The following is a 20178-nucleotide window of genomic DNA, read 5'->3' as shown; positions in this document are numbered from 1 at the left end:
GGAATGGCAGCAAAACAGCAGGTGATGCTGCCTATTTTCACAGCGTTAACGGAATATTTGTTTTTATACAGTGCTTTTTCAATACAAATCAGAGATTTATAAAGGCAGCGCTGTGGTGTATTTCAGGGGTTCCATGGCAAACGTCGAAGTCACATTGGTTAATCCGCTGATACTGTTGACCAGTTTTTTATAAAAGCTGTCAAACGCAGCCATATCTGCCATCTGAACTTTCATCATGTAGTCGTATTCTCCGGCCATCCGGTAGAACTCCATCACTTCCGGAAACTCACTCACTGTTGCGACAAAACGGTGATACCAGTCCTGCGAATGATCGCTGGTTTTTATCTGGACAAAGGCAATGAATGACAGGCCTAATTTGACCGGATCCAGCAAGGCCACCCGCCGCTTCAGTATCCCCGCTTCTTCCAACCGTTTTAACCGTTTCCAGCAAGGTGTGGTGGTCAGATTGACCGCTTCTGCCAGATCATTGAGTGACAGACTGGCATCCATTTGCAGCAAATCCAGCAGTAATCGGTCAGTGGTATCTATTTCCGCTATATTCCTTTCGGCCATATTTTTCCCAGAAATGTCTATTTTGAAGAAAAAATTTCTATAATTAATCAAAGCAACAATAATAATAGCAAAGAAATTTCCACTCGTTAGCGTAAACTTTCATTGAGTTAATCAGCCAATTTCCAAGGATGTTTCATGCGTCACGATCCACTCTGGGTGAACCAGGCCATCAGAAAAATCGAAGCCGACTTTCAGCGTTCAGCCGATACCCATCTCATCAAACTGGACATTCCGGCCATTGAAGGGATCGACCTGTATCTGAAAGATGAAAGCACTCACCCGACCGGCAGCCTGAAGCACCGTCTGGCCCGTTCTCTGTTCCTCTACAGCCTGTGCAATGGCTGGATTGGCGAGCGCACCACTATCATCGAATCATCGTCAGGCAGCACCGCGGTTTCTGAAGCGTATTTTGCCCGGCTGCTGGGCTTGCCGTTTATAGCCGTGGTGCCCCGCCGGACTGCCCGTAAAAAAATTGAACAAATTGAATTCTATGGCGGCCAGGCACATTTTGTAGACGACCCATGCCAGATTTATGACGAATCTCGTCGCTTGGCGGAAAAACTGAACGGCCATTACATGGATCAGTTCACCTACGCGGAACGTGCCACTGACTGGCGCGGCAATAACAATATTGCCAGGAGCATTTTTGAGCAGATGCAGTTGGAAGCGCACCCGATCCCGACCTGGATCGTCATGAGTGCCGGCACAGGCGGCACCTCCGCCACCATAGGCCGCTATATTCGTTATCAGATGCACGACACCCAGCTGTGTGTGGTGGATCCTGAACATTCGGTGTTTCACGATTACTACCTCACCCGGGATCCCAACCTGAAAGGTGAGCGCGGCAGCCGTATTGAAGGGATTGGTCGCCCGCGTGTCGAGCCAAGCTTCATCCCGGATGTCGTCGATGACATGCGCACCATTCCGGATGCAGCCAGTATCGCAACCGTTCACTGGCTGGAAAAACTGCTGGGCCGCAAAGCCGGCGCCTCTACCGGCACCAACCTGTACGGCGTACTGCAGCTCGCCAGCGACATGAAAGCCCGCGGTGAACAAGGCTCCATCGTGACCTTGCTGTGCGACAGTGGCGAGCGCTACCTGGATACCTATTTCGACACCGACTGGGTCGCCAGTAACATAGGTGATATTCAGCCTTACCTTGAGCAACTGGCAGCCTTTGAACAGACAGGGCAACTCAGTTGATCCGGCTCTCCCGGTAAGTGCCTGTAACAAGACAGTTGGCTTGGCATATCCTGACTCTCAGGGTAGGATGTGCCTTCTTTTTTGAACCAGATTCGGAGCAACACCATGCGCAAAGCTGTTGTCGTTTTCAGTGGCGGACAGGACTCGACCACCTGTTTAATTCAGGCTATGGCCAATTATGATGAAGTCCATTGCATCACTTTTGACTATGGTCAGCGCCATAAACTGGAAATCGAAATTGCAGAGGCCATTGGCAAAGACTTAGGTGTTGCCGCGCACAAGGTGATGGATGTCGGCCTGCTCAATGAACTGGCCATCAGCTCGCTGACCCGTGACAATATTCCTGTGTCCCATGAGCTGCAAGATAACGGCTTACCCAATTCGTTTGTGCCGGGCCGTAACATACTGTTCCTGACGCTGGCAGGCATTTACGCTTACCAGATAGGCGCAGAAGCCGTTATTACCGGCGTATGTGAAACCGACTTCTCCGGCTACCCGGATTGCCGTGATGAATTTGTGAAGTCACTGAATCAGTCACTGGTACTGGGCATGGATCGTCCGCTGAAAATAGACACCCCACTGATGTGGCTGAACAAAGCCGAAACCTGGGCGCTGGCCGATCAGCACGGTAAGCTGGATTACATCCGCAATCAGACCCTGACCTGTTACAACGGCATTATTGGCGACGGCTGCGGCAACTGCCCGTCCTGCGATCTGCGCCGTGAAGGCCTGGAATCTTACCTGAGCAACAAAGATGCAGTGATGAAAGCACTGACCGACAAGCAGGCTGCAAACCGGGCTTAAATACCGATCTAACACCTTCCGAAACCAGCCGCCACGGCGGCTGGTCTATCATCGGCATCTTCATTTTCTAGCCGATTTCGCACAACATACTGATGGCAATAAATAATTTAAAAAATCCGTTCTAGCAAATCTCACCCATCCGCTGCGCCCGTTTCAGCATACCTTCAAAAATTGCTTCGCTAATCTCAACAGGAAAATCAGCTGGCAACGATGCCCGGACGGTTGCCACCGCCTCAGGGACTTTGTTCCGCACCTCATCCAAAATCGCCTGCATTGCATTTTCATCAAATCCGGCAGCTTTAGCAGTAGTCAGAAAATGACGGGGAAAAATAGAATACCACTTGTATTGACGTCCCTTAGTACCGTGCAGCCCCATGGCCATTTTCACTTTGCGTTCCGAGAGTCCGGCACCACCCATCACCGGATAGACAGACAGAATGTCGTACAGCGGCGTTAACCGGAATGCACTATCTGGCAGCAGGTACACCGAAAAGTTCTTTGCGTGGCCGTCTGTCGCAGCCAGTAACCAGAACACGACCTGAGCGCGCATGAAAGTTGCGCGATCCTGCTCTGGATACGCCGAGCCAAGCAGAAAAGTCATGATATCGACAATCCCAGGCCCGCCGTCACTCTCATATTTAAGACCAGGAGAAACGCCGAGTACCTGGCAGAAATCCTCCTGCGGCAGGCGCATAATCCACTGACGATCAGAGGCCAGGCGGCGGTCAAACCGGGTGACCGACAGCGCCCGGATATCACCCGTAGTCATCATCTCAGCCTCTGCAACCGGCAACCCCAGCGCGGCGGCCAGGCGTAAACATACCAGTTCATTTTCGACACTGGCGCTTAAGTCAATGGTATGAGAAGGGCTTTGTATCGTACCGATCGGCAGCTTGATTATATGTGTGGTCGGGGTGCTGCCCATTGGCAGATGCCATTGGCCCTTCTGTCGAAGCAGGGCTGTTTTTTCCTGCGCGCCAGCAATGGAGATTCGAAAATCCACTTCATTGCTAATCATCCCTAGTGGTGCGTCGGCCCGGTAGCCCTGTAGAATATTGCGCAAAGCCGTCTCATTCAGTACCTTGCTGTGAATCGCACGCACAGCTTCCGGCTGATATCCGGACGGATAAATCTGTAGTGCGCCGACACAGTCCATACCGACCTCGGCCAGCAGGTCGAACGGCTGACTCGAAGCCGCATGATAACGGGCAACAATCCGCTGGCGGATTTGCATATTGTCCGGCAACAGGTTATCGAAAAAGTTGTAAACCACTTCCCCTTTAAACCGACGTCGTCCCAGAGGCAATGACAGGGAGATCGGACGCGCTCCCGGTGTATTCAGCCAGCTCTCGTTGTACCAAAATTCATGAGCGCCGGATGGCGAGCGATGCAGTGTGCCAATCGGGTAACCGTTCATCGCAATCATGAGATCAGCCATTTACCACTCTTCCTTCCACTGAGTTGTCGTTGAGAGGGCTTCGCCGCGCGGGCAGATCTCCAGCTCCAGATCCAGTGCCGCCAGCAGCTTGAACAAGGTATCAAGCCGGCTCCCGTCCGGGGCATTTTCAAATTTCGAGACTGTATCCTGGCGCAGCCCGACCTTACGGGCAACGACACTCTGCGACTGGCCCTGCTTTTTGCGCTGATCTTGCAGCAGGTGACTGAGCTGACGGGCGGAAGTGACTTTCACTGTTAACTCCTTACACGCGATAACCGATAAAACCAATATTACACGCAGTACCGTGTAAAAACAAAAATACACGGTAATGCGTGTAAAAAATAAAATATACGGAGTTGCGTGTAAAAAGCATCATTTCGCAGTAAAGCACTCACCGACAAACATATTTTTCTCATTACTGCCGAACCAGTCATCCCTCAAGAGAGGGTCCGCGGACTCAACGGATCTCGCTGCGGCTACCGACCAGCCTGTCGTAATCAGACGAAACGCCGCTGGCAATTGTTAAATTGGCTGGGTTGCTGAGTTATTACCCACTCACTCGTCAATAAACTGCCAGGTATCCGCTCCATCAAATAAACGGATGCGAACCGGCCTGATCTCCTGAGCTGAAAACATGCTGTAATTCACCGCGAGCCGATCACTGCCGGAAGCGGGTGCCGAGGAATAATGTGTCACGCAGCCACAGCGTTTGCAGCGGTGAAAATGAATGCACTTATCACCGTGTTCATAATATTCAGTGCCGGACTCCCCCACCTGAATCTCCACCTCAGACTCAGTCAGATATCCCCACAACGCCCCGTAACGGTGACAGAGCGAACAATTACAGCGGGTGGCGGTTTCGGTGAGCCGCGCAATGGTTAACCGGACATTGCCGCAATGACACTGACCTTGATACATACCTGACTCTCCTTTTCTTCATTGACTACCGATAATGGCTTTACCCCGGCCAGTGTGCCAGCAGAAACTGCCAGACCGCCTGCGATGCTTTGGTCCGTTCACCGACACAGACAAGCTGTATCGGGCTGCGCTCTGGATGGCGCCAGTCTGTCAGCACAGGCACTAACAGGTTCTGCTGACACTCCTGCTGCACGAAAGCAGGGTCAACCATAATAATCCCCAGCCCTTCACACGCCATATCCACCAAAGCCCGGCTGTTGTCGGTTTTGATTGCCGCAGTCACTTCGACCGTTTCTGTGTCGCCGTTCGCGTCCTGAAAGGGCCAGAAATTAAAGCGACTGGTCGTATTTTCAAACACCAGGCAATCGTGCTGCGCCAGTTCATGCGGCGCTTGAGGGCAGCCCCGCTCAGCAAGGTAACGCGGCGAGGCAAACCATCCCCAGTGTTTATCCCCGATTTTTCGGGCAATCAGGGAAGAGTCCGGTAGCTGACCGATACGAATGGCAATATCAATTTTCGCATCCAGCAAATCGACCGTCTGATCATCCAGACTCAGATCAATCACAATATCCGGATACGTCTGGCGCAGTTGTTTCAGCACCGGCACCACAAAGCGCTGCCCCATCAAAATACTGGCACTGATTTTCACCCGCCCTTTCGGTGTCTGTTGCGTTTCGTCAATGATGCCATGCAGGTTCGATAATACCGCCCTGAGATCGCCGGTGCCCAGCAACAGGTTACGACCAACATCCGTCAGCTGCAGTTGCCTGGTCGAACGGTGCAGCAAAGGCTGACCAATAAACTGTTCAAGCTGGCGAATTTTCTTGCTGACCGAAGATCGCGGTAAATGCAGTTCAGTCGCTGCAGCCTGAAAGCTGCCGCGCTCTGCCACCAGATGAAAGACGTGCAGCAGCGGCAAGTTGAGGTATGACATATCCATCCCTGTGTATTTATTTCTTTTTCGGAACCAGTCTGTAGCCATATTGGTGCCTTATTGGCAACAGATCAAGCTGATACGCTGTCCACACAGTTAGAGACAAGCTCACAGGCAGGAGAAATACCATGAAAAGAAAGACATTTTTAATCACTGGCGGTACAGCCGGTATCGGACGGGCACTGGCGGAACATCTGGTGCAGTCCGGCCATCAGGTCATCATCACTGGCCGTGATCAGGCCAGAATTGATACGGCAGCACAGGCCATTGGCTGCGCCGGGTATGTGGCAGACAGTGCCCGTTCAGAGCACATTAAACAGCTTGCAGCCACGCTGAAACGCGACAAGATTCAGCTCGATGGCCTGGTGCTCAACGCCGGTGTTTTCTATCCCGAATCCATGCTGACGACCACAGAAGAAGCCTTTGATCTGACTATGGACATCAACACCAAAGGGCCTTGGCTGACGCTGCAGCAGCTCCATCCGATCCTCAATAATCCTTCCAGCGTGGTGTTTATTTCCAGCATTGTCGTCAACAAGGCGTTTGCCAACAGTGCAGTGTATTCTGCCAGTAAAGCCGCCTTTGAAGCGATTGCCCGTGTCGCCAATCTCGAATTCGCGCCGCAGGGTATTCGGATTAACTCGGTTCGCCCCGGTGTCACCGCGACAGAGATTCAGTCTAAAGCCGGAATGACCACAGAGCAGCAACAGGCGTTGTTTACCTCACTGGATAGCACGCCATTGGGCCGGGTGATGTCCGCAGAAGACCAAATCGGTGCCATTGAGTTCTTGCTGTCCGATCAATCGCTGGCCATGCGTAATGCCGTGCTGGAAGTCAATGGCGGATACGGGCTGTAAATAAGTGCGTCCCGCTGGAAAACAGCCATCTATTTTGCGCGATCTGTCTACTGCCCTTCAGCCATAGCCTGAAGGGCGTTTTCTTGACAGGTTTGTTTGATCACTGCTTTATCAATGACCATTTATGCGTATAATCGCCGCTCTGTTACGTCATACCAACGAGTGATGAATCTCCAATGTCAAAATTTTTTTTCAAAGGCCGCAGGGATGTAATGCAAAACCATGCGCAGTCGGGCTATAACGTAAACCGTGGCGTCAAGGCAGGCACTGAAGAAGCGCCCGTTTCTGTCGTGGTGAACACAGAAGCACGTAAAGCGGAGATTGAAGCGCTCGTTGCTGAACACGCGCTCGTGGCCGATATTGTCGTCGATGCCACTCAGGAAGAAAACACGGTTGAGCTGGATACGCTGCTGAACAAGCCCGCCACCATCACCTTTGAAAAGACACCCAACCGCAACGATCCTTGCTCTTGCGGCAGCGGTAAAAAATTCAAAAAGTGCTGTGGCTAACTATACCTGAGTACCGTTACCTGAGTACCTTTGCCTGAGCATCTATACCAGAGCATCTTTCAGCGACCTGCCTATGAACGACAAAAACCTGATGTTCATACGCAGGCGGCTCTGCTTCTTTTTCAGCGACCTGTGGCTTTTTCAGCGATCTGTTGCGGATTCCTGCTTATCTTCCAGCGCCTTCAGGGCACACTGCAAGGGTGACTCAAGCTGTTTGGGATGAGCCTGGGTCAGAGACACTGTGCTGCACGCCTGGAAATGACAAAACTGCGCGACAGCCGCAGCAAAGGCCGCAATCAGCGGCTCTTGATCAAAGCGATGATTTTCAATGTGCAGGGATTTGATTTCCAGATGGCCGATTTTTCGGTGCGCTTTACAATCCATCCGTCCGATGAATTCACCGCGATACAGTAGCGGCAGACAGAAATAGCCATACTTTCGTTTGGCGGCGGGTACATAGCATTCAATCTGATAATCATACTGAAACAGTGCTTTGAGCCGGTCGCGCTGAATGACACTGTTATCGAAGGGCGAGAGGATCAACATTCGGTTGTTCAGCCTGGGGATCGGACGTTCCAGTGCACCGGTTTCGAGCACAAATACCTCACCGCTGCTGACGCGCACCTGCTCTAAATCCTGGCGCGCTAACTTTTCCTCCACCAGCGCCTTAACCGCTTTGCGAAGATCATTGTTACGCCGCAGGTAGGTCAGCCCCTTGAGAGAAACAAAACCATGGCAGCGTAATTGCTGGTCCAGCAAGTGCGCGGCAAACTCTGCCAGGCTGGGCATGTGCGTATTAACATGGGAGGGCAGTACCCGCTCGGTTAAATCATAGGTTTTCTGAAAACCCTCGCGATTACTGACCATCAGCTCACCTTCCATGTACAGCTGCTCGAGGGCTTTCTTGGCCGGCTTCCAGTCCCACCAGCCTGCCCGCTTGCCGGAATTGGTTTCCACATCACGCGAACGTATCGGGCCTTCGGCGCGAATGCGTGCCAGCAGTTCTGTCATGAGTTTGCTGTCGCGCTCTTTGTACCAATGCGTCTGGCCGCTTTGAATCGCGTGTTTGTAGGGCAAGGAGAAGCGAAAATCTTCAATGGGGATAAATGCCGCCGCGTGGGTCCAGTACTCAAAAATGTCGCCATCAAGCAACAGCTGATGAGTCATGTCCGGCCTGAAATTCGGTACCCGGGCGTGAAAAACATGATGGTGCGCGCGCTCCACCACAGAGATGGTGTCTATCTGCACATAACCTAAGTGGTTAATCGCTTTGCGTGCTCCGGCCAGACCGCGTCCATAAGGCTGAGCCTGAAGTAATCCCTGTGCCGCCAACGCCAGGCGCCGTAAACGCGCCAGATCCTGCGGCCGTTTTATTTCTATCACTGTCATCCTTCCTAACGTGTGATTTCACTGCCTTATCGTATCAGGATCAGCGCCCGATATTGAGAGTGATGAAGCACTATCAGCAATGATGGCTTTCGCCGGTTGATAAATCCCGCCATCAAACTCAGCACTTAATTATTAGGACTCAGCACTTAGCACTTAGTCCTCACCATAAAAAAACGGAAGGCAGCGCCTTCCGTTCGATTTATGTAACAAGGTAAAACTTTGCTTATACCAGCTCGGCCAGCATGGTATCTGAGTATTCGGTCAGTGCTTCACCGGCCCGGACTTTGGCAACATAATCCGGATTGGCAATCAAAGGACGACCAATCGCCAGCAAGTCGAACTTGCCGCTGGCAATCGCCTGACTGCCGCTTTCCGGCGTAAAACCGCCCACGCCGACCAGCGTCTTGCTGTAACGCGAGCGCATATACTCAGAAGCCGTGCCGCCCAGATAATCAAATTCCATCTGGTCGTCAAACACGCCCACATGCAGGAACGCCAGATTGCGGGATTCCAGTTCAGCCAGCAGATAGTCAAACACTTCGCGATCGCGGGCATCGGTATCAATATTGAAGTAAGCCCCCGGCGACAGGCGCAGTGCAGTGCGCTCTTCGCCAATGGCATTCACCACCGCATCGACCACGGCCAGCGGGAAACGCGCCATGTTTTCTGGGCTGCCACCGAATTCATCTTCACGTACGTTGCTGCTGTAGTGCAGGAACTGATCGATCAGATAACCGTTCGCACCATGGATCTCGACACCGTCAAAACCCGCTTCCAGCGCATTAATCGCCGCCTGGGCGTAATCGGCAATCAACTCTTCAATCTCTTCCCTGCTCGCCGGTTTCGGTTCGAGGTACGTCAGCTCACGCATCCGCGGCACTGTGCCTTCCACACCCAGCGCAGAAGGAGCCAGCACATAATCGCCGCCAAAGAAATGGGGATGCGCCACACGGCCGGTGTGCCATAACTGAGCGAAGATTTTGCCGCCGTTGTCATGCACTTTATCGGTGACGTTACGCCAGCCTGCAATTTGTGCCGGCGTGAACAGCCCTGGCGTGTTCGGATAACCCTGCCCGTCCGGACGGATGATGGTGGCTTCACTGATGATCAGGCCAATATCCGCACGACGGGCGTAGTAATCGGCCATCGCCTGAGTCGGCACCAGCTCATCATCCGCCATACAGCGGGTTAAAGGCGCCATCAGAATGCGGTTTTTCAGTGTGATTGCGCTATTCAGTGCGAGAGGTTGAAACAAATTTTCCATTAGGGACACCCTGTGATCATTTCTTGAACGCCCATTCAAATTAGTCGATCTTGAATGCGCGTTCAAGTATTTTTTGAATGCACATTCAAGATCGGATAAAATCCCTGCAGGCCATATGGATAAGAGAAAATTAATGCGCAGCGCCGAATTTGACCGCGAAACGGTGTTACATTCCGCGATGGATGCCTTTATCGCCAAGGGTTACAGCAAAACCAGCATGCAGGATCTCAAGCAGGCCACCGGGCTGCATCCGGGGTCCATCTATTGTGCGTTTACCAATAAACGCGGCTTGCTGGTGGCGGCACTGGAGCAGTACCAAAAAGAACGTGATCTCGCGTTTCAGGCGCTGTTTGAGAATCAGCCGTCCGCCATGGCGGGTATTGCTGCCTATCTGGAGCAAATGGTGATCGAGTGCGAGCAGGAAAAGATTAAAGATTGCCTGTTGCAAAAAGCCCTGAGTGAACTGGCACAGGACGATAAAGAAATTGAGCACCTGATCAGCCACAAGCTAAAAGACTGGGAGCAACGCTTCGCCTGCAAATTTGCACAGGCCATTCGCGATGGGGAAATAGCGGGTAACCGCAGTGCGGAAGAATTAGCCCGCTATCTGGTCATGGGCATTTACGGCATTCGCGCCTATTCTCACACCTGCCCCGCACCTGGTGTGTTGCGCGAGCTGAGTGAAGAGTTGTTGAGAAATATTCGGGGACGATAATGTCTGATTGAGGGCAAATCCTGTTCCTGTTTAACGCTGAGAACAAGATCTGCCCTAATCTGAACGAATACCGCTCAGTTAACCCGGAGAATAGCCATCAACCTGTTTTACCGATTAACGCCAGGGTGCTGTTGATCTCTTCCTGATCATAACCCTGCAGTATCAGTTCATATTGAACCTGATCGCGCAACTTTTCTGCAGCTTCCCGGTTGCTATCCAGCCATTGCGCTAATCCATAATCCTCACACCAGTCGCGGACACTCTCCGCCCAGCACTCGCCCCGCGCATGAGTCAGTCTGGCTTGTATCACCGGCAGGAAAACCTCAAAGCCGCCGTGAATCCCCTCTTTGTATCGGCAATAGTGATCAAACAGATCATCAATTTGCTCTCCGGTCCCTTTGTACTCAGTGATGACAGACAAAGCTTTCAGGTATTCGAAATAGAGCGGAATATAGCGGCTGTGTGCTTCGGCTAGCATACCGGCGGCATAATGACCATAAGGCAGCTCTTCGATGTAAAACGCTGAACTGACCTGATTGTCCTGATACCAGCGAATCTGATCTTTCAGATAGGTTTCCAGCGCTTCCCAGGCACCCAGCGCTTTGGCTTTGTCGAACAGGCAGTACGGTATTGCATCGCCATAAACACGAGGCTTTTTCAGATTAAGTTGTTCGAGCAGGCTTTTATCCATGGATTGCTCCAACTGGCGGATCTCCTGTCCCATGAATCGCAGTTCAAACCGTTTTTCGTAGTCGTAACAAAGAGGATCCTGTGAGACACGCGCATCAGGATGACGAAGCTCTTCCTGCCAGCGGCTCAGCGCTGCTGCCATCGCCTTTGGAGAGTCAATCGCGGCAATCCGGCTGAGTTCCTGCTGATAAAGCTCATCGCGCTGCAGATACAGTGCTTGCAATAACTCAGCCTGGGAATGTTGTCTCGGGAGAGCCTGCTGAGCAGCATCATCGAGTTGCAACATTTCCCGGATCTCATCCACACTTTCTTTCACATCATCGTCATCAAGATGATACTGCTCAGCATATGCCCGAACGGCAGCGATGAAATCATCCACTTTATTGTTCTGATACAGCCAGTCACGGATCGGCAGCGTCTCACACCAGTCGGCAAAATCTTCCCGGCCATGCTGGTCTGCTGAGAAGGTCAGACGGGCAAGAATGATCGGATAAGTGTCTGCAGTGATCCCCAGCTCAGGAATGATCTCGCGCAGAAAGTCGCCCACAGTATCTTCTGGCACAGCCAGACGCAATGTGGTCAGGTACTGCGCATAAAGCGGACCATAACTTGCGTCATGACGCAGCAAGGCTTCTGCGGCGTAGTTACCGTAAGGGGTTTCATCAATATACCAGGCGTTCCCTTCGCTGTTTTCATCCAGCCACTGAATCTGGGCTTTCAGATAACGCTCCAGCGCGTCCCAGCATTGCAATGTCTCCGCTTTTTCGAACAAGTCATCCAGATAGGTATCGATATCCAGATCATAATAATCGCCTTCCGAGACGGCGAAGCTGTCCATCGAGTCTGTAAAGTAGCTTTCGATCTCAGCTTCCAGGGCCAGATGCGCTTCGGTTTTGAACCGTTCATGAAAGCGCGAGGAGTAATCAATACTGGCAATCTCCGGATCAATATAAGCCTTGTGGCTTTCGTTCAGCCACTCATCAAGCAGCTCGCTGATCTGCGCCTGGGTCTCAGCTTCACTTACCCGATCAATCTGGTGCTGGTAAGCGTCTCTGGCTTCTTGCTCTTTGACGGCGAGTTGCGCCAGCAGCTCAGCAGGTATGCTGGCACGCACTTCTTCATCCGAACGCCGGGGAGCAGCATTGTCCTCTTCCTCTTCGTCCTCATCCTCATCCTCATCCTCAAAGTCTTCTTCGTGGTAGGCCATAGTGTCAGGCAGAGACTGATAAAAGCTGTCCCATTCAGGGCTATTGCCGTGGCGTGATTCCAGCAGGCGGATTCCCTCCCCGGTAAAAAACGCTTCATGATCCGGGTCGATGGCATTCAGGTAACGACTAATCAGCGGCAGCCAACGACTGTCAGATAAGCCAAGATGCAGTGCGCAATCTGCCAGTGCCGGTTTTTCATTTTCACTGAAACAATAATCAGCGCCTTCGTAAGCGATAAAACTGTTCAGAATATCTGCCATCAATTCTGCAGCTGATTCAAAAGGCAGCTGTATCACTGTGCTGAAAAACTGTGCTTCATTCCAGACTTCTTTCCCGTCTGTAAAAGCGAGGATCAGGTGATTGCCGGTACAAAAGTTCGCCATATCACTGCATTTCAGCGACAGGTAATAGAGCGCAGCCCCCAGCGCCTGTTCAGAACCGAAATCGGCAACTCTGGTCTTCCGCTTTCCCAACAGCGCCAGATGCAGTTTCTGCTCGTCACTTTGCTTGTGCGGCTGAGACCAGTCATCTCCCCAGTCACAGACCTCTTCCTGCACCGCAGACCAGACCTCAAGCGCAGCACCTGGGCTGGTCATTGCCAGAGCGGCCAGCTGTTGTGTCGATAACCTCAGAGTATATAAATCATGCCAGCCGCCCAGCAGGACCCTCGGCTTGGTCGGGGAAGGCGTAATCTGCAGCAGGCTTATTTCACTTCGAGAAGTACAGCCTCGCTTGAGATCCACGTTATCGGCAACGGCAAGAACAGGAGAACGCCATCGGCCATCCAGGGCCGTTTTGCGCACGGCATGATCGTGCCAGCAAACCCAGAGGGCATCATCCTGCTCACTGAACTGCAAACTCGTGATGCGTTGGATAAATGCGGCCTGATCTCTTTGATTTTCCGGATCAAAACGACCGCCCAGCTCCTGTGCGGCATAGCGACGCACAGGTATCCGAAACATCAGCTCTTGCACAGGTAACGGCGCTTCTCCCGCTGGCGGAATACGGTTCAAATCAATCAGGTTTATCTGCTGGAGATAGCCTTGCTGGCCCATGTCGTGACCGGCTGCCGTTTCAATCACCATGCCGGGCACTGCCAGCAGACCACGTTTGATATCCACGGCAACGCAGCACTTCTCCGGGTTCCACTTCTTCGGCGGCGTCTCCAGCCGCTGAACACGGATACTGGCCTTCCTCTGGGGCAGGTTCAGATCGATCCGCATCAGAAACTGCAGCGGACGGTTTTTCAGGTCGGTAAAACTGCGCTCACCGCAGGCATAAAGAATCAGACTGTTGTCCGGCCCCGCGAAGAGAAAGTCATCAAATTGAATATCGTACAGGGGCATCAGATTGCCCGATGGATCGTCTTCGTCAGCAGAACAATCCAGCTCTACCGGATAAGAACGACTCAGTTTGGTGCCGGTAAACTGCCAGAATTCCACTCTGTGGTTGTCAGCCCACTCCGGTTCAAACAAAACAGCCAATGTCCGGCCATCAGAGAGAATGACCGCCCGGATATCATCGATGCCGTAGTCATAAATAAAATCTGCCTGGTGATTTTTCTCATCCACCAGATATAAACAACCACTACTGTCATAAGCGATACGGCACTGCTCATAACCGGGTTCGGCACTGAAAAAACCGGTCAGATTGATATTGCCTTTGGCTTTCAGCAGCGCGGTGGCCCAAACCAGATTTAAATTCGCCTCATCGTTATTCGGGCTGAGGTAATAAACCCGTGGCGCACCATGTTCAGGATCGATATAGATCAGTTCTTGCTTCCCGCTATCCGGATCAAGGCCCGCATTAATAAAATTACTCATGATTTGTTCCTGCTTACTTTTTTGCACCTATTTGTATGCCAGATGCGAGATAACAACATTCTCTTCATCGATCAGCCGAACTGGCGAAGGGGTTCCGTAAAAAGATTATCTTCTTGGTAATAAGTGCACTGCAGGGTGCAGCATATCTGAATTTTCTGTCTTCATCAGACTGAGGACCATCAAAGTTTCTGTTATTGGATCGCCATACCAATAGTGAATGGTAAACCTGTCCGAATGAGCGACACATATTAGGGTTCGCGTTCAGTAAATCTAATACCAGATATTCCCATAACGTCAGAGCATTGCGTGAATCATAATATTACGGCATGTTCGATTGCAGCATTGAGCCCGCTCTGCAAGCTCGGGTGAAATAACAACAGGACCATGGTTGATACAAAGCTGATTGGGGGTTCTGTTCGGATTACATATGGCTACATCGCCACTATGCCAAAGATTTCCCTGAGTACGTAACCGACCAGAAAGGCCAGCGAAGCGGCGACGCCACCAGTGGCAAGCGTGCTGATTCCGGAAAGGAAGACGGGCTTGGCAAAGAGTCGGCTTTTCAAAGCACCAATTGAAAAGAACATGAGCGCGGCAAGACAGGCGCTGCCGGCAAACTGCACAGACTTTTCTAAGCCGGGGATCATAAAGGGGATCAACGGCACAGAGCCAACAAGCACAAACGACGCAAATGTGGCAATGGCTGCTTTGACAGGATTGCGGTTGGTTTTTTGCACCCCATGCTCCTCAATAAGCATGGTATCGATCCATAACTGCTGATCGGCGCTGATGGTGTCCACAATCTTTTCCAGCGTCTCCCCGGAGAAGCCTTTATTTTTGAATATTTGCCGGATTTCTTCCCTTTCGCCTTCAGGTATCTTTTTTATATGTTCTTGTTCTTGATCGCGAATGCTTTTAATAAATTCGCCCTGAGTCTTAATCGATTCATAGTTGCTGACAGCCATACTGAAACCATCGGCGATCAAATTTGCAAACCCCAGCACCAGAGCCACAACAGGCGAAAAGCCCGCGCCAACCACGCCGGACACCACTGCAAAAGTGGTCACGCAGCCATCAATCCCCCCGAGAACAACATCTGACGCAAGGTTTTCCTTCGCAGGCCTTTTCAGCCTTTCTCTGATCACCTCTGGTCGATGTTCTCTGGAGAGTTTTTCATCGCTTTCGTCAGCCATGCACCTGCTACCCCGTCCGATTCTGCAATGCCTCACTCAAGGCAAACGCTGCCTCATAAGACTTACTTCGTAAGAGTAGACCAGACCGCTATGTCATGTATCGGGATCATGCTGTCGAGCGGGTCTGTTCGGCAGCAGTGACAAAAACAACGCAAGCGGCACATATTCCGCTGAGCCGCTTGCGATGAACAGAAGTCAAAATGGACACTACAAGCTGAGGTTAGTCGTAAACAGGAGCGTCAAAGTTGTACCCTTCATCGGAATAAGCGGTCACGATTGCATCGTCAACCAAGCCTGATTCCGCTTTAACCTGGGTTTCAAAAAAGTGTTGAATTTGTTGCCGGCGACCATGCGCAGACCAGTCTTCTGCACTTGCCCAGATTTCGTTAAACACGATGGGATAGTCGTTTCTCGTCGCACTCGGGTGGTCGATCTGGCGGGTCAGTGTGTATTGAACGCAGCCTTGCTCGCGAAGCGAATCCGGCTCCAGTGCTTTCAGTACGTCAAACAATTCGGCTTCTTTGCCTGCTTTGGGTTTAAATTGTGCCAACACATAAACGCGACTTGTCATTCGATTTCCTTTCTATTTCTGAACGTTAAGAGAATGTCGTTTGCAAACGATAGCATAGAAGTGAGAAAGTTGAAGGCCGCCAGGTGCAATGTGGTGAAATGGCGTCAAATCGCGAATCAAGCTGAGTCATACACCTTCACTGCATTGATTGACGCCATCTTCAGTCTGTCCTGAACAGAACAGAACAGAACAGAACAGAACAGAACAGAACAGAACAGAGTAAGCTATTGATTTATCATTACGCGCCGGATTCTTACTCGCTAGCGCTGGCACCTGACTGGCGCTGAACAGCGGATAAAAATTGACGAAGGACGTCGTCTTTACATTCCCGGAAGTGCTTGTTGTCTGGTTTGCGGAAAAAGGCACTCAGTTCATGCTTGCTTAAGCTCACACCAACCGTCTGCAACATCTCAAGAATATCTTCCGCTTTTAAATTCAACGCAATACGTAATTTTTGGAACACCATATTGTTGTTCAGGTGTGCTTCCGGTTTGGGTTGCTCGCCATCACGCTTACCACGTTTGAAATTGATCAGCCCATTCAGAAACACGGCTAATTCTGTGTCTGTCAGCTTGATAGACGTCTCGGCGGCGTCTTTTTCTAACCAACCCGCAACCTGTTCCTCGGTTGCGCTGAAATCCGCCATCGCGAAGATTTCAATCATAGTATTGTTTTTAAAATCAAAGGTATCACGTACACGACGCAAGATATCATTATTGGTCAAAATAGATCCTAGTCTTAGGTATGCCATGGCAATCAACACGATTGCTGGAGAACGGCGATTTTACCAGACTTGCGAGCCAAGCCCTATCAATTGCTCATATCGCAGTAAAAAGGTTCTAATGTCGTAGGCCCTCGCTTCGTCAGACTCAGATACACTTGAGCAATCAAGTAAGGAAAGTTGGAATCAACAACTACGGTGACAACCAGATTTGACTCACTTCACTTTCGTGTAAACTCAGCTTTCTTTAAAGAAGGACGAGCCAGCGCTTTTTCATAGAATTGCCGCCAGACCTCTGTATTTTCATCCATGCGTTAATCTTTCCTTACGAGAATCAAATCAAAACCCAAAGACAGCCACAAGAATTCGGTAGAGTATTCAGAAATACCTTTGGGTTATTTAGTGTTGTCTAAGGCGGTTTGAACGTCAGATTCGTCACCTGTGAAAAATTCTAGGCTGACTCCTCATTTAGCGGATTATCTGCTTTCTCTTCTTTACTATCTTTATTAACCATATAAACCGAACGTACAGCAGCCATAAATAAGATTAATTTCAAAAAACCAAGTGCACCAGGAAACCGTTCTAACTCGATGTAGATTATAATCAAATTCACCAAATGATAGATTAAAAATACAATTGCTGCCCATAGCTTCCGTTTGTAGAGAAAAAAGGTTAAAACACCCAGCAAGAAAACATCAATCAACATCCAGGGATCCAACATGTATTGAACTCTGGCATCTGAACTTGTTTGAAAAAATCCAGCAATGGCTAAAGTCGCTGATATAAAAATCATCAATATCGACACATAAACAGATACTTTTACAATCCGTTGTGCCATGACAATATCTTTTGGCCCCTGAAAAACAGCTGATATAAAACTTTGAGACATACTGAATCCTAATTTTAAATTATCTTTAAAGATTGAAACTATCACATACCAAACATCACGTTCATATATACGGAGATGTAGCTATCACCAAAAAATTCTATTGACACCATAATCATTCATATTGACTCCCTGCTTTCAATCACGACTAATTTTTCACGCTTACTTTTATTGGTCATCAAATAGAAACCAACAGCAGAAATAATTGAAACCACAATCACACTAGACCAAGTAAAACTATAGCCATAACGATCAATAAAATATCCGACAACGACAAAGCTTGGCATAACCAAGAGACTCCTGAGCGTCACAAGTACTCCTTGGATTCTCCCTCTGTGACTGGACGGAGAGTTATTCGCCAAATATATGCCCTCTTTTGTCAGTAACAATACTTCTCCGGAAGATAAAAACAACCAAGCCAGAAAATGTACAGGAATAGTTGGAAAAAGCATCACTAGCATATATCCAAAAGCAAACATTAAGCCAGCATAGGCCAAACTGACAGTCTCCGCTTTACTCGACGTAAGTTTCATTAGAACAGGCGTAATAAGTACGACCAGCACACAGGCATAGGTCATTAACTGGCCAAATATGATTGGACCAGATTCACCAAACATATGACTTAAATATAATGGGCTTGCCATTGTCATTTGGTGTAAAGAGTACCACAACAGGCCACAAAGTAGCGTAAATAATAAAAGCCTTGGTCTTGCACTCAAAACAGCCCATATGGTTCCGTCAACAGGCTGTTCTAACTCATTTTCGTTGATTGCTTCATTTTCTGGTTGTACCTGAATAAAAACAGCCACAATCAAAACCCCAAACAATGCAGCAAAGCCATTACCAAAGAATATCCATTCCGTATGATGCCAGAATAAATACCCCGCTATGATTGGACCTAAAGCAGAGCCAAAATTATATGCGAGATAACTCAACGACATCACCGCATCACGATTATTAATATTAGAGAGGTCTGCAGCTAAAGCGTTACTTGCCGGCAGTGACAATCCCACAAAGAAATAAGATACAAATAAAAACACCGGAACTAACACAGATGATTCAGGAAAAAAACCACACAAAATGAGTAATATAGCGCCTATAAGCTCGCCAAATACCATGACCCGCTTATGCCCAAATACATCTGATAGTTTCCCGCCTAAAAAACTCCCCAAAAGATAAGTCCCTGTCACTCCCATAGCGAGAGAACCTGCGACCGTGGCTGAATAACCCAGCTTATCTGTTAAAAGCAAAACTAAAAATGGAATAATGAAATTACCCATTCCTAAAACCATTCGAGCTAACGCCAGGTAATAGATATTACTTGGTAAGCCCCGATAAATTGAAATCGCTGACAATAACTTCTGTATCATGAAACTCCTGTAACATTTTCGATACCCACAGAGTTCTCAGCCGTCTAAAGAAGGGGCTGGGAAATCGGTAGTTATTCAAAAATAAGTGATGCATTAAATATCAGTGAAAAACATTCGTTGTCGAAATGAGTTGTTCCCCAATATTGAAAGACCTTACCTTTAATTTTTTGTTATGTGTATTGGCTAAAATGGCTTTCGATAAACGCAATATCAGCCCTGTAAAAATCTTGAAGAGGAACCTCTGAAGGTTCGAGCCAATAAAAAGTTTGTTGACGCTCAGGATCAATCATTTGAGGTTCAATGTCAGTACTTGCACCCAAAACCACATAGTGAATTTCACCACCAAAATCATTTTTTGCTTTGTGGCTGCCAAGGAGTTTTAAATTTTTCAGACCTGTCTCTTCCCACAACTCTCTTATTGCAGCCTGCTCACCTGATTCCCCCGCGTCTACTGAGCCACCTGGAAACTCAAAAACCATTCCTTTTTCTGGTCTAAAACGCTTTTGGATGAGAACTTTACCTTCTCTTACAACCACACCCATGGCGAGATCTTTCATACTCACTATCTTTGTGGATTTTAATACAAAACGCCCGCTTAAGGGGTGAGTACATGTGTGCCAAAACTTACCTATTGACACCATAAATGATTGTTATTAAATAAATTTAAAGAAATGCACTTAACCTTCACGCCCTTCAGAAAACGTCTGTAAATTGGAATGTAATTGACACCAGTTTGGCTTATATGCGGTGTAAATTTGAGCATCGACTTTGACGGGTATATCGTCGTCAAACGTCGAGATAGCTAACTCAATGTCATTCGGCATCGCATTTTTCACGCGAAAACCTAAACTGGAACCGCAATGAGAACAGAAGGTTCGAACCGTGCCATTGGGTGCAACAAACTCTTTCAGCAAGTGCTCTCCTGAAAGCCAGTCTAAACCCTGCACGCCAACCAAGGTTCCAAAGGCTGCACCATGAAATTTACGACACATTGTGCAATAACAGTTCGCTGCCTTTTCACTGAAACCGCTAACAGAAAACTGAACGCCCCGGCACAAACAAGACCCTTTGTATGTGTTACTCATCTTACGTTTCCCGCCACTGCACTGGAT

General features: G+C 49.5%; 20 protein-coding genes. 5 read left to right on the top strand and 15 right to left on the bottom strand.

Going from position 1 to position 20178, the window contains the following annotated elements:
• Window positions 1-96: 96 nt before the first annotated feature.
• Window positions 97-573 carry an Lrp/AsnC family transcriptional regulator gene (locus H511_RS0120435; protein WP_036760101.1) on the bottom strand — a complete coding sequence of 159 codons (477 nt, stop codon included), beginning with the start codon at window positions 571-573 and terminating at the stop codon, window positions 97-99.
• Window positions 574-708: 135 nt separating this feature from the next.
• Here H511_RS0120435 and H511_RS0120430 point away from each other — a divergent pair, with 135 nt between their 5' ends.
• Window positions 709-1776 (top strand): PLP-dependent cysteine synthase family protein, encoded by a 1068-nt coding sequence (locus tag H511_RS0120430; protein WP_027254007.1) that lies wholly within the window; start codon window positions 709-711, stop codon window positions 1774-1776.
• A 105-nt stretch (window positions 1777-1881) separates the two neighbouring features.
• Complete coding sequence (gene queC / locus H511_RS0120425) at window positions 1882-2580, top strand: 7-cyano-7-deazaguanine synthase QueC (protein WP_027254006.1); 699 nt, start codon at window positions 1882-1884, stop codon at window positions 2578-2580.
• Between the two features lie 121 nt (window positions 2581-2701).
• Here the strand turns inward: queC and H511_RS0120420 are convergent, their stop codons facing one another.
• The 4 genes from H511_RS0120420 to H511_RS0120405 all read right to left on the bottom strand — a co-directional run bounded on the left by H511_RS0120420 (window position 2702) and on the right by H511_RS0120405 (window position 5870).
• The gene (locus tag H511_RS0120420) at window positions 2702-4018 is read right to left on the bottom strand and encodes a type II toxin-antitoxin system HipA family toxin (RefSeq protein ID WP_027254005.1); all 1317 of its coding nucleotides are present in this window, start codon (window positions 4016-4018) and stop codon (window positions 2702-2704) included.
• Window positions 4019-4270, bottom strand: coding sequence for a helix-turn-helix domain-containing protein (locus H511_RS0120415; protein ID WP_027254004.1), 252 nt, complete (start codon window positions 4268-4270; stop codon window positions 4019-4021).
• Window positions 4271-4573: 303 nt separating this feature from the next.
• Window positions 4574-4936, bottom strand: coding sequence for a GFA family protein (locus H511_RS0120410; protein WP_027254003.1), 363 nt, complete (start codon window positions 4934-4936; stop codon window positions 4574-4576).
• Between the two features lie 40 nt (window positions 4937-4976).
• Window positions 4977-5870 carry a LysR family transcriptional regulator gene (locus tag H511_RS0120405; protein ID WP_051288336.1) on the bottom strand — a complete coding sequence of 298 codons (894 nt, stop codon included), beginning with the start codon at window positions 5868-5870 and terminating at the stop codon, window positions 4977-4979.
• A 128-nt stretch (window positions 5871-5998) separates the two neighbouring features.
• Here H511_RS0120405 and H511_RS0120400 point away from each other — a divergent pair, with 128 nt between their 5' ends.
• Together H511_RS0120400 and H511_RS0120395 are read left to right on the top strand one after the other, a co-directional pair.
• Entirely contained in the window at window positions 5999-6727 is a 729-nt protein-coding gene (locus H511_RS0120400) for an SDR family NAD(P)-dependent oxidoreductase (protein ID WP_027254001.1), read from the top strand.
• 176 nt (window positions 6728-6903) lie between these two features.
• The gene (locus tag H511_RS0120395; protein ID WP_027254000.1) at window positions 6904-7236 is read left to right on the top strand and encodes a PBPRA1643 family SWIM/SEC-C metal-binding motif protein; all 333 of its coding nucleotides are present in this window, start codon (window positions 6904-6906) and stop codon (window positions 7234-7236) included.
• Between the two features lie 141 nt (window positions 7237-7377).
• On the opposite strand, the gene H511_RS0120390 is transcribed toward H511_RS0120395, so the two are convergent.
• Window positions 7378-8619, bottom strand: a complete 1242-nt coding sequence (locus tag H511_RS0120390; RefSeq protein WP_027253999.1) for a winged helix-turn-helix domain-containing protein — start codon at window positions 8617-8619, stop codon at window positions 7378-7380.
• Window positions 8620-8848: 229 nt separating this feature from the next.
• Window positions 8849-9889 carry an alkene reductase gene (locus H511_RS0120385; protein ID WP_027253998.1) on the bottom strand — a complete coding sequence of 347 codons (1041 nt, stop codon included), beginning with the start codon at window positions 9887-9889 and terminating at the stop codon, window positions 8849-8851.
• A gap of 133 nt (window positions 9890-10022) precedes the next feature.
• Here H511_RS0120385 and H511_RS0120380 point away from each other — a divergent pair, with 133 nt between their 5' ends.
• Window positions 10023-10604 (top strand): TetR/AcrR family transcriptional regulator, encoded by a 582-nt coding sequence (locus H511_RS0120380; RefSeq protein WP_027253997.1) that lies wholly within the window; start codon window positions 10023-10025, stop codon window positions 10602-10604.
• Between the two features lie 97 nt (window positions 10605-10701).
• Here H511_RS0120380 and H511_RS0120375 read toward each other — a convergent pair whose 3' ends face one another.
• The 8 genes from H511_RS0120375 to H511_RS0120335 form a co-directional block, all read right to left on the bottom strand.
• Entirely contained in the window at window positions 10702-14325 is a 3624-nt protein-coding gene (locus tag H511_RS0120375) for a hypothetical protein (RefSeq protein WP_027253996.1), read from the bottom strand.
• 431 nt (window positions 14326-14756) lie between these two features.
• Window positions 14757-15518 (bottom strand): VIT1/CCC1 transporter family protein, encoded by a 762-nt coding sequence (locus H511_RS0120370; protein WP_027253995.1) that lies wholly within the window; start codon window positions 15516-15518, stop codon window positions 14757-14759.
• Between the two features lie 220 nt (window positions 15519-15738).
• The gene (locus H511_RS0120365) at window positions 15739-16089 is read right to left on the bottom strand and encodes a putative quinol monooxygenase (protein ID WP_027253994.1); all 351 of its coding nucleotides are present in this window, start codon (window positions 16087-16089) and stop codon (window positions 15739-15741) included.
• Between the two features lie 253 nt (window positions 16090-16342).
• On the bottom strand, window positions 16343-16813 hold the full coding sequence (locus H511_RS0120360) for a YehS family protein (RefSeq protein WP_027253993.1): 471 nt from the start codon (window positions 16811-16813) through the stop codon (window positions 16343-16345).
• A gap of 448 nt (window positions 16814-17261) precedes the next feature.
• The gene (locus H511_RS0120350; protein WP_027253992.1) at window positions 17262-17699 is read right to left on the bottom strand and encodes a hypothetical protein; all 438 of its coding nucleotides are present in this window, start codon (window positions 17697-17699) and stop codon (window positions 17262-17264) included.
• Between the two features lie 116 nt (window positions 17700-17815).
• On the bottom strand, window positions 17816-19066 hold the full coding sequence (locus H511_RS0120345) for an MFS transporter (protein ID WP_027253991.1): 1251 nt from the start codon (window positions 19064-19066) through the stop codon (window positions 17816-17818).
• A 170-nt stretch (window positions 19067-19236) separates the two neighbouring features.
• Entirely contained in the window at window positions 19237-19623 is a 387-nt protein-coding gene (locus H511_RS0120340; protein ID WP_027253990.1) for an NUDIX hydrolase, read from the bottom strand.
• A gap of 120 nt (window positions 19624-19743) precedes the next feature.
• A complete protein-coding gene (locus H511_RS0120335) occupies window positions 19744-20151 on the bottom strand; it encodes a GFA family protein (protein WP_027253989.1) in 408 nt (135 codons plus the stop codon).
• Between the last annotated feature and the right edge of the window lie 27 nt (window positions 20152-20178).

Origin of the sequence: Photobacterium halotolerans DSM 18316 (genome assembly GCF_000425165.1) — a bacterium.
In the GTDB taxonomy this organism is placed as follows: Bacteria; Pseudomonadota; Gammaproteobacteria; order Enterobacterales; family Vibrionaceae; genus Photobacterium; species Photobacterium halotolerans.
Note: the sequence above shows the minus strand (reverse complement) of the source record. Positions and strands in the feature narration are given on the sequence as shown.